This is a genomic window from Citrobacter sp. wls757, from assembly GCF_005280935.1.
Taxonomy (GTDB): Bacteria; Pseudomonadota; Gammaproteobacteria; order Enterobacterales; family Enterobacteriaceae; genus Citrobacter; species Citrobacter portucalensis.
In genome coordinates, this window is sequence record NZ_SZWU01000017.1 from 125,499 (window position 1) to 132,388 (window position 6,890).

At 49.1% G+C, this 6,890-nt stretch carries 8 protein-coding genes; 7 read left to right on the forward strand and 1 reads right to left on the reverse strand.

The features are described from left to right. The first annotated feature begins 100 nt into the window (after positions 1-100). Together otsB and otsA are read left to right on the forward strand one after the other, a co-directional pair. Entirely contained in the window at positions 101-904 is an 804-nt protein-coding gene (gene otsB, locus FDW94_RS05285) for a trehalose-phosphatase (RefSeq protein WP_137377250.1), read from the forward strand. After that, positions 879-2,300: an alpha,alpha-trehalose-phosphate synthase gene (gene otsA, locus FDW94_RS05290; protein ID WP_137377251.1), complete on the forward strand. Its 1,422-nt coding sequence runs from the start codon at positions 879-881 to the stop codon at positions 2,298-2,300. Before otsB ends, otsA begins: the two co-directional genes overlap by 26 nt. 17 nt (positions 2,301-2,317) lie before the next feature. Here the strand turns inward: otsA and uspC are convergent, their stop codons facing one another. Next, positions 2,318-2,746 (reverse strand): universal stress protein UspC, encoded by a 429-nt coding sequence (gene uspC, locus FDW94_RS05295; protein WP_008785072.1) that lies wholly within the window; start codon positions 2,744-2,746, stop codon positions 2,318-2,320. A gap of 793 nt (positions 2,747-3,539) precedes the next feature. Between uspC and flhD the strand changes: the two genes are divergently transcribed. The 5 genes from flhD to FDW94_RS23890 all read left to right on the forward strand — a co-directional run. After that, positions 3,540-3,881 (forward strand): flagellar transcriptional regulator FlhD, encoded by a 342-nt coding sequence (gene flhD, locus FDW94_RS05305; RefSeq protein ID WP_003034622.1) that lies wholly within the window; start codon positions 3,540-3,542, stop codon positions 3,879-3,881. After that, complete coding sequence (gene flhC / locus FDW94_RS05310) at positions 3,878-4,462, forward strand: flagellar transcriptional regulator FlhC (protein ID WP_008785071.1); 585 nt, start codon at positions 3,878-3,880, stop codon at positions 4,460-4,462. Before flhD ends, flhC begins: the two co-directional genes overlap by 4 nt. Before the next feature lie 124 nt (positions 4,463-4,586). Beyond that, a complete protein-coding gene (gene motA / locus FDW94_RS05315; protein WP_003034628.1) occupies positions 4,587-5,474 on the forward strand; it encodes a flagellar motor stator protein MotA in 888 nt (295 codons plus the stop codon). Next, on the forward strand, positions 5,471-6,400 hold the full coding sequence (gene motB, locus FDW94_RS05320; protein ID WP_003034631.1) for a flagellar motor protein MotB: 930 nt from the start codon (positions 5,471-5,473) through the stop codon (positions 6,398-6,400). Before motA ends, motB begins: the two co-directional genes overlap by 4 nt. 4 nt (positions 6,401-6,404) lie before the next feature. Then, positions 6,405-6,890 (forward strand): Hpt domain-containing protein (locus FDW94_RS23890; protein ID WP_249358308.1); only part of this gene is annotated, 486 nt, incomplete at its 3' end.

The window sequence follows — 6,890 nt, forward strand, 5'->3', positions numbered from 1 at the left end:
ATGGCGAGCATGGTCACACTGTCTATACTTATATCCGTCATACATCATCTATACGCCGCGATCCGCGTGGCGTTCTGACCATGATGAGGAGGATAACCGGGTGACAGCATCACTGACTTTACCCCCTGAACAATCTGTAAACTGTGCTTACTTTTTTGATCTCGATGGGACACTTGCTGAGATTAAACCCTTTCCCGACCAGGTCGTTGTCCCGAAGACAATCCTGCAATGTCTACATCAGTTAGCGACGCAGAATGCGGATGCGCTGGCATTGATTTCAGGGCGCTCAATGGTTGAGCTTGACGCACTCACTACTCCGTTTCGTTTTCCGCTTGCCGGAGTACATGGGGCAGAACGCCGTGACATCAATGGTCAAACGCACATAGTAAACCTGCCTGAAGGTATCGAACGTGAAGCCGGGGCGTTATTACACGCAGCGTTGGTGACGTTACCGGGGGCAACACTTGAAACCAAAGGTATGGCCTTCGCGTTGCATTATCGCCAGGCACCCGAACACGAAGCGGCGCTGGTTACCCTGGCTGAGCGCATCACGCGCAAATGGCCGCAGCTTGCTCTGCAGCACGGAAAATGTGTCGTGGAAATAAAGCCTAAGGGCAGTAATAAAGGCGACGCGATAGCTGCATTTATGCAGGAAGCGCCTTTTGCTGGCCGGATCCCTGTGTTTTTCGGTGATGATCTGACAGATGAAACAGGGTTTGCTGTAGTTAACCGCGCTGGCGGTATTTCTGTAAAGGTAGGGAGCGGGCCGACGCAGGCAACATGGCGTCTGGATGGTGTCAGGGATGTCTGGCACTGGCTGGAGAAAAATAACTCTTCGCAGCAAGAACCGAAAGCAACGAATAACAGAAGAGGTGGCTATGAGTCGTTTAGTCGTAGTATCTAATCGTATCGCCTCACCAGATGACAAAGGGAGCGCGGGTGGGCTCGCGGTCGGTGTACTGGGCGCGTTAAAAGCTGCTGGTGGTTTATGGTTTGGCTGGAGTGGTGATACAGGTAATGAGGATAAACCGTTAAAAAAGCTCACGCGTGGCAATATCACCTGGGCCTCGTTTAATTTGAGTGAGCAAGATTACGAAGAGTATTACTGCCAGTTTTCAAATGCGGTTTTATGGCCCGCGTTTCACTATCGACTGGATTTAGTTCAGTTTCAGCGCTCTGCCTGGGAAGGCTACCAACGGGTTAATGCCTTACTGGTAGATAAACTTCTGCCGTTGCTTGGCGATGACGACATTATTTGGGTTCATGATTACCATCTGTTGCCGTTTGCCTGCGAGTTACGTAAGCGTGGCGTGCGTAATCGCATCGGTTTTTTCCTGCATATTCCTTTTCCGACGCCGGAAATTTTTAATGCGCTCCCGCCGCATCTGGCGCTACTTGAGCAAATGTGTGATTTTGATTTGCTTGGTTTCCAGACCGAAAACGATCGCCAGGCTTTTCTGGACTGTCTCGCAGCCCAGACTCGGGTGACCACGCATAAAGATAAGCAGCACCTGGCATGGGGAAAAGCGTTTCGTACTCAGGTTTATCCCATCGGTATTGAACCGGATGAGATTGCTCGACAGGCGTCCGGTCCGCTGCCACCAAAATTAGCACAGCTAAAAGCGGAGCTTAAAAATGTGCAGAATATTTTCTCCGTGGAGCGTCTGGATTACTCCAAAGGCTTGCCGGAGCGCTTTCAGGCCTATGAGGCCTTACTGGAACATTATCCGCAGCACCACGGTAAAATTCGCTATACGCAGATAGCACCGACCTCGCGTGAAGAGGTGCAGGCCTATCAGGATATTCGCCACCAACTGGAAACAGAGGCAGGGCGAATCAACGGCAAATATGGGCAACTGGGCTGGACGCCGCTTTACTATCTGAACCAGTATTTTGATCGTAAATTGCTGATGAAGATCTTCCGCTACTCTGATGTAGGGTTGGTGACCCCGTTGCGCGATGGTATGAACCTGGTGGCGAAAGAGTTTGTGGCCGCACAGGATCCTGCTAACCCTGGCGTGCTGGTTTTATCGCAATTTGCCGGGGCGGCGAACGAGCTAACCTCCGCGCTTATTGTTAATCCTTATGACCGGGATGAAGTGGCAGGCGCATTAAACCAGGCGCTGACGATGCCACTTACCGAACGTATCTCGCGCCACGCGGAAATGCTTGAGACTATCGTTAAAAACGATATCGACAACTGGCAGGCGACGTTCATTTGCGATCTTAAAACGGTCACGCCGCGTCGGAGTCAATGCCAACTGCCAGACAATATCTCTTCCTGTTCTAAACTCGCATGAAGTCGTGGCACTGTGGATTAATCTCCAGCTAGCGGAACCAGAAGAACGTCCACCTGGCTGGTATGAATCACGCTTTTCGCTGAACAGGAGGCGCGCGAAAAAAAACTGTGGTTATGGTTGCCGTAAATGACCAGATCAACGGCGTGTTTGCGGCATACATCCAGGATATGTTCATTCAGAGCCCCATAGGTAATAAAGGTATGTTCAATGGGGTATTCTGCTTCTTTGCTAAGTTTGTCGATAAAATCCTGAGTCTCTTCTTGCATCACTTCACGCAGATCTTCCAGCATGGGGGCAGCAAACTGGTTATACAGTTCGGGGTCTGAGACCAGTGTAATCAGGCTAATTCGGGCGTTGACAGGGCGAGCGATAGAAACCGCCTTGTCTAACAACTGCTGACTTTCAGGGGTGGCGGCAACAGCAACAAGAATGTGCGAATAGCTCATAACTCGCTCCTTTTTTTCAAGAATTATGAGAGGGCTTTTCAGCTTTACTCAGCTTACCCCATACTGCAACGTTTCCCGCCTCGATAGTGTGAATGTCATCATGATTATTCATTAATTATTCTTATAAATAGAATAATCGATTCATATTAGTTGCAGATATGTTCAGGTTACTTAAGTGAAACCCACCGCTAATGAAAACAATGTGTTAATAAAAATTAAACATATATTAACATTTGCAAGGTCGTCACATCGCGGTATTAATTAATCACTCTAAATATTTAACTTATTGTTTCTAAAGAATTTAATTAAAAAAGTTTTTTGAGTTAAATATGTGATCCAGCTCGCTATTTCACGGCGTGATATTAACGGATGTGAACAAAATACTATTCGCTTTTATTGCAAGAATATTCGTACATCAGGAATTGAAATGGATGATGGCGGATTAAAAAATAAGCAAAGTAAAAGCTACGCTGATGGATTTATGTTAAGTGTTTGGCTGGTTTATGTGATCTTGATCACATATTCTTTAAATTCGCAGCATACCTCCGTTGTATGTGTAACTGACGGCGGGTAGAGTTGCGTCGAATTAGGAAAAATCTTAGACATTTGTAAGAATTGATGTGAGCTTGTAAGGGACGCTGCCTTCTTAAAAGGGAATGTTTAGACAACGCGTAAGTGTCGTCACGCTGCTATGTATTTGACCTTTTGCTTTTTTTTACCGGGCCTTCCCGGCGACATCACGGGGTGCGGTTTTACCGCATGAAAACAATGTTGGTTATTATGGATGCAAATAATGCATACATCCGAGTTGCTGAAACACATCTATGACATCAATTTGTCATATTTATTGCTTGCACAGCGTTTGATCGTTCAGGACAAAGCATCTGCGATGTTTCGCCTTGGTATCAGCGAGGAAATGGCGGACACGTTGGCAACATTAACACTTCCTCAAATGGTCAAACTGGCCGAAACAAACCAACTGGTATGTCATTTCCGTTTTGACGACCACCAGACTGTTACTCGCCTGACGCAAGACTCCCGCGTTGACGATCTTCAGCAAATTCATACTGGTATCATGCTTTCAACACGCCTGTTAAGCGACATCGATGATGCAGCACGTAAGAAAAGGGCTTGATGATGAGCGAAAAAAGCATTGTTCAGGAAGCGCGTGATATCCAGTTAGCAATGGAATTAATCACATTGGGCGCCCGTTTGCAAATGCTGGAAAGCGAAACGCAATTAAGCCGTGGTCGATTAATCAAGCTGTACAAAGAATTACGCGGTAGTCCTCCGCCAAAAGGGATGCTCCCGTTTTCCACCGACTGGTTTATGACGTGGGAACAAAATATTCATGCGTCGATGTTTTGCAATGCCTGGCAATTCCTGCTCAAAACGGGTCTCTGTAGCGGCGTGGATGCCGTGATCAAGGCGTATCGGTTATATCTTGAGCAGTGTCCGCAGCCTGAAGAAGGGCCATTGTTGGCGTTAACCCGCGCGTGGACGCTGGTGCGATTTGTCGACAGCGGATTGCTGGAGTTGTCCCAATGCAATTGCTGTGGTGGGAATTTTATCACCCACGCACACCAACCCGCAGGCAGCTTTGCCTGTAGTTTATGCCAACCGCCATCACGGGCCGTAAAAAGACGTAAACTTTCCCAGAATGCTGCCGATATTATTCCACAACTGCTGGATGAACAGATCGAACAGGCTGTTTAACTGATACGGTGTGGATGAACACTCCAGCAGCGGTAAGCAATTACCGCTGCTTTTTTTTGTCCTGACCTTACGTTAATTGCCCGACTGCGCATCCTGTCATAGTCAATTGCGAAAGGATGATGTCGTGCTTATCTTATTAGGTTACCTGGTTGTTATTGGTACAGTTTTCGGCGGTTACATGATGACCGGCGGACACCTTGGGGCACTCTATCAACCGGCTGAGCTGGTGATTATCGGTGGTGCGGGTATTGGGGCATTCATCGTCGGCAATAACGGGAAAGCCATCAAAGGGACGATGAAAGCGATCCCGTTGCTTTTCCGTCGTTCGAAATACACCAAAGCGATGTATATGGATCTGCTGGCGCTCTTGTATCGCCTGATGGCCAAGTCACGACAACAGGGCATGTTCTCGCTTGAACGCGACATCGAAAACCCAAAAGAAAGTGAAATCTTCGCCAGCTATCCGCGCATTCTTGCGGATGCCGTGATGCTTGATTTTATTGTCGATTATCTGCGACTGATCATCAGCGGCAACATGAATACGTTTGAGATTGAAGCGCTGATGGACGAAGAAATTGAGACTCATGAGAGCGAAGCCGAAGTTCCGGCGAATAGCCTGGCGATGGTTGGCGACTCACTACCGGCATTCGGGATCGTCGCGGCCGTTATGGGTGTTGTGCATGCGCTGGCTTCTGCCGATCGCCCGGCAGCAGAGCTGGGTGCGTTGATTGCGCATGCGATGGTGGGAACATTCCTCGGTATTTTGCTGGCCTATGGATTTATTTCTCCGCTTGCCAGCGTTCTGCGCCAGAAAAGCGCTGAAACAACCAAAATGATGCAGTGCGTGAAGATAACGCTGCTCTCCAATCTGAATGGTTACGCGCCGCCGATTGCCGTTGAATTTGGTCGTAAGACACTGTACTCCAGCGAACGTCCTTCGTTTATCGAACTGGAAGAACATGTTCGTGCGGTGAGAAATCCAACTGCGCAACAGACGACCGAGGACGCATGAAAAATCAGGCCCATCCCATTATCGTTGTAAAGCGACGCAAACATAAGAATCACGGTGGTGGGGCGCATGGCTCGTGGAAAATCGCCTACGCCGATTTTATGACCGCAATGATGGCCTTCTTTCTGGTGATGTGGCTCATTTCTATTTCCAGCCCTAAAGAATTGATCCAGATTGCCGAATATTTCCGTACACCGCTGGCCACCGCAGTGACCGGGGGAAATCGTATTTCGAATAGCCAAAGCCCGATTCCAGGCGGCGGGGATGATTACACCCAGCAGCAGGGCGAGGTGAACAAGCAGCCGAATATTGATGACCTGAGAAAACGTATGGAACAGAGCCGCTTGAGCAAACTTCGCGGCGATCTCGATCAACTGATTGAATCCGATCCCAAACTGCGAGCGCTGCGTCCGCATTTAAAGATTGATTTGGTTCAGGAAGGGCTGCGGATACAGATTATCGACAGTCAGAATCGCCCGATGTTTAAGACCGGTAGCGCTGAAGTTGAGCCGTACATGCGCGATATCCTGCGCGCGATTGCTCCAGTGCTCAACGGGATCCCTAACCGGATCAGCCTTTCCGGTCACACGGATGATTACCCTTACGCGAATGGTGAGAAAGGGTACAGCAACTGGGAATTGTCTGCCGATCGCGCAAATGCATCGCGTCGCGAGCTGGTTAGCGGCGGTCTGGATGATGGAAAAGTATTACGTGTGGTAGGTATGGCCGCCACGATGCGTCTGAGCGATCGCGGTCCTGAAGACGCTATCAACCGCCGTATTAGCCTGCTGGTTCTCAATAAGCAGGCAGAAGAGGCCATTTTGCATGAAAACGCTGAAAGCCAGAATGAGCCGGTAAGTGTCTTACAACGGCCAGCGGAACTCCCGCCGGTAAGCGTTCCCACATCGCCACCAGCCAATCCGAGGTGATAGCGTGAGCATGGATATTAGCGATTTTTATCAGACATTTTTTGATGAAGCTGACGAACTGTTGGCTGATATGGAGCAACACCTGCTTGATTTGGTTCCTGAAGCCCCGGATTCCGAACAGCTGAATGCCATTTTTCGTGCAGCGCACTCGATTAAAGGCGGGGCGGGCACCTTCGGCTTTACCATTTTGCAGGAAACGACCCATCTGATGGAAAACCTGCTGGATGAAGTGCGGCGTGGCGAGATGCAGCTCAATGCCGACATTATCAACCTGTTTTTGGAAACGAAAGATATTATGCAGGAACAGCTCGACGCCTATAAAAGCTCAGTGGAGCCTGATGCCGACAGTTTTGAGTACATCTGCCAGGCGTTACGGCAGTTAGCGCTCGAAGCGAAAGGTGAAACCGCACCGGCAGTTGTCAACTCAGCAAAACTTAGCGTTGTTGACAGCGCCGCGATGCAGGAAGAGGCGGTTGCAAAGCCTGAACCC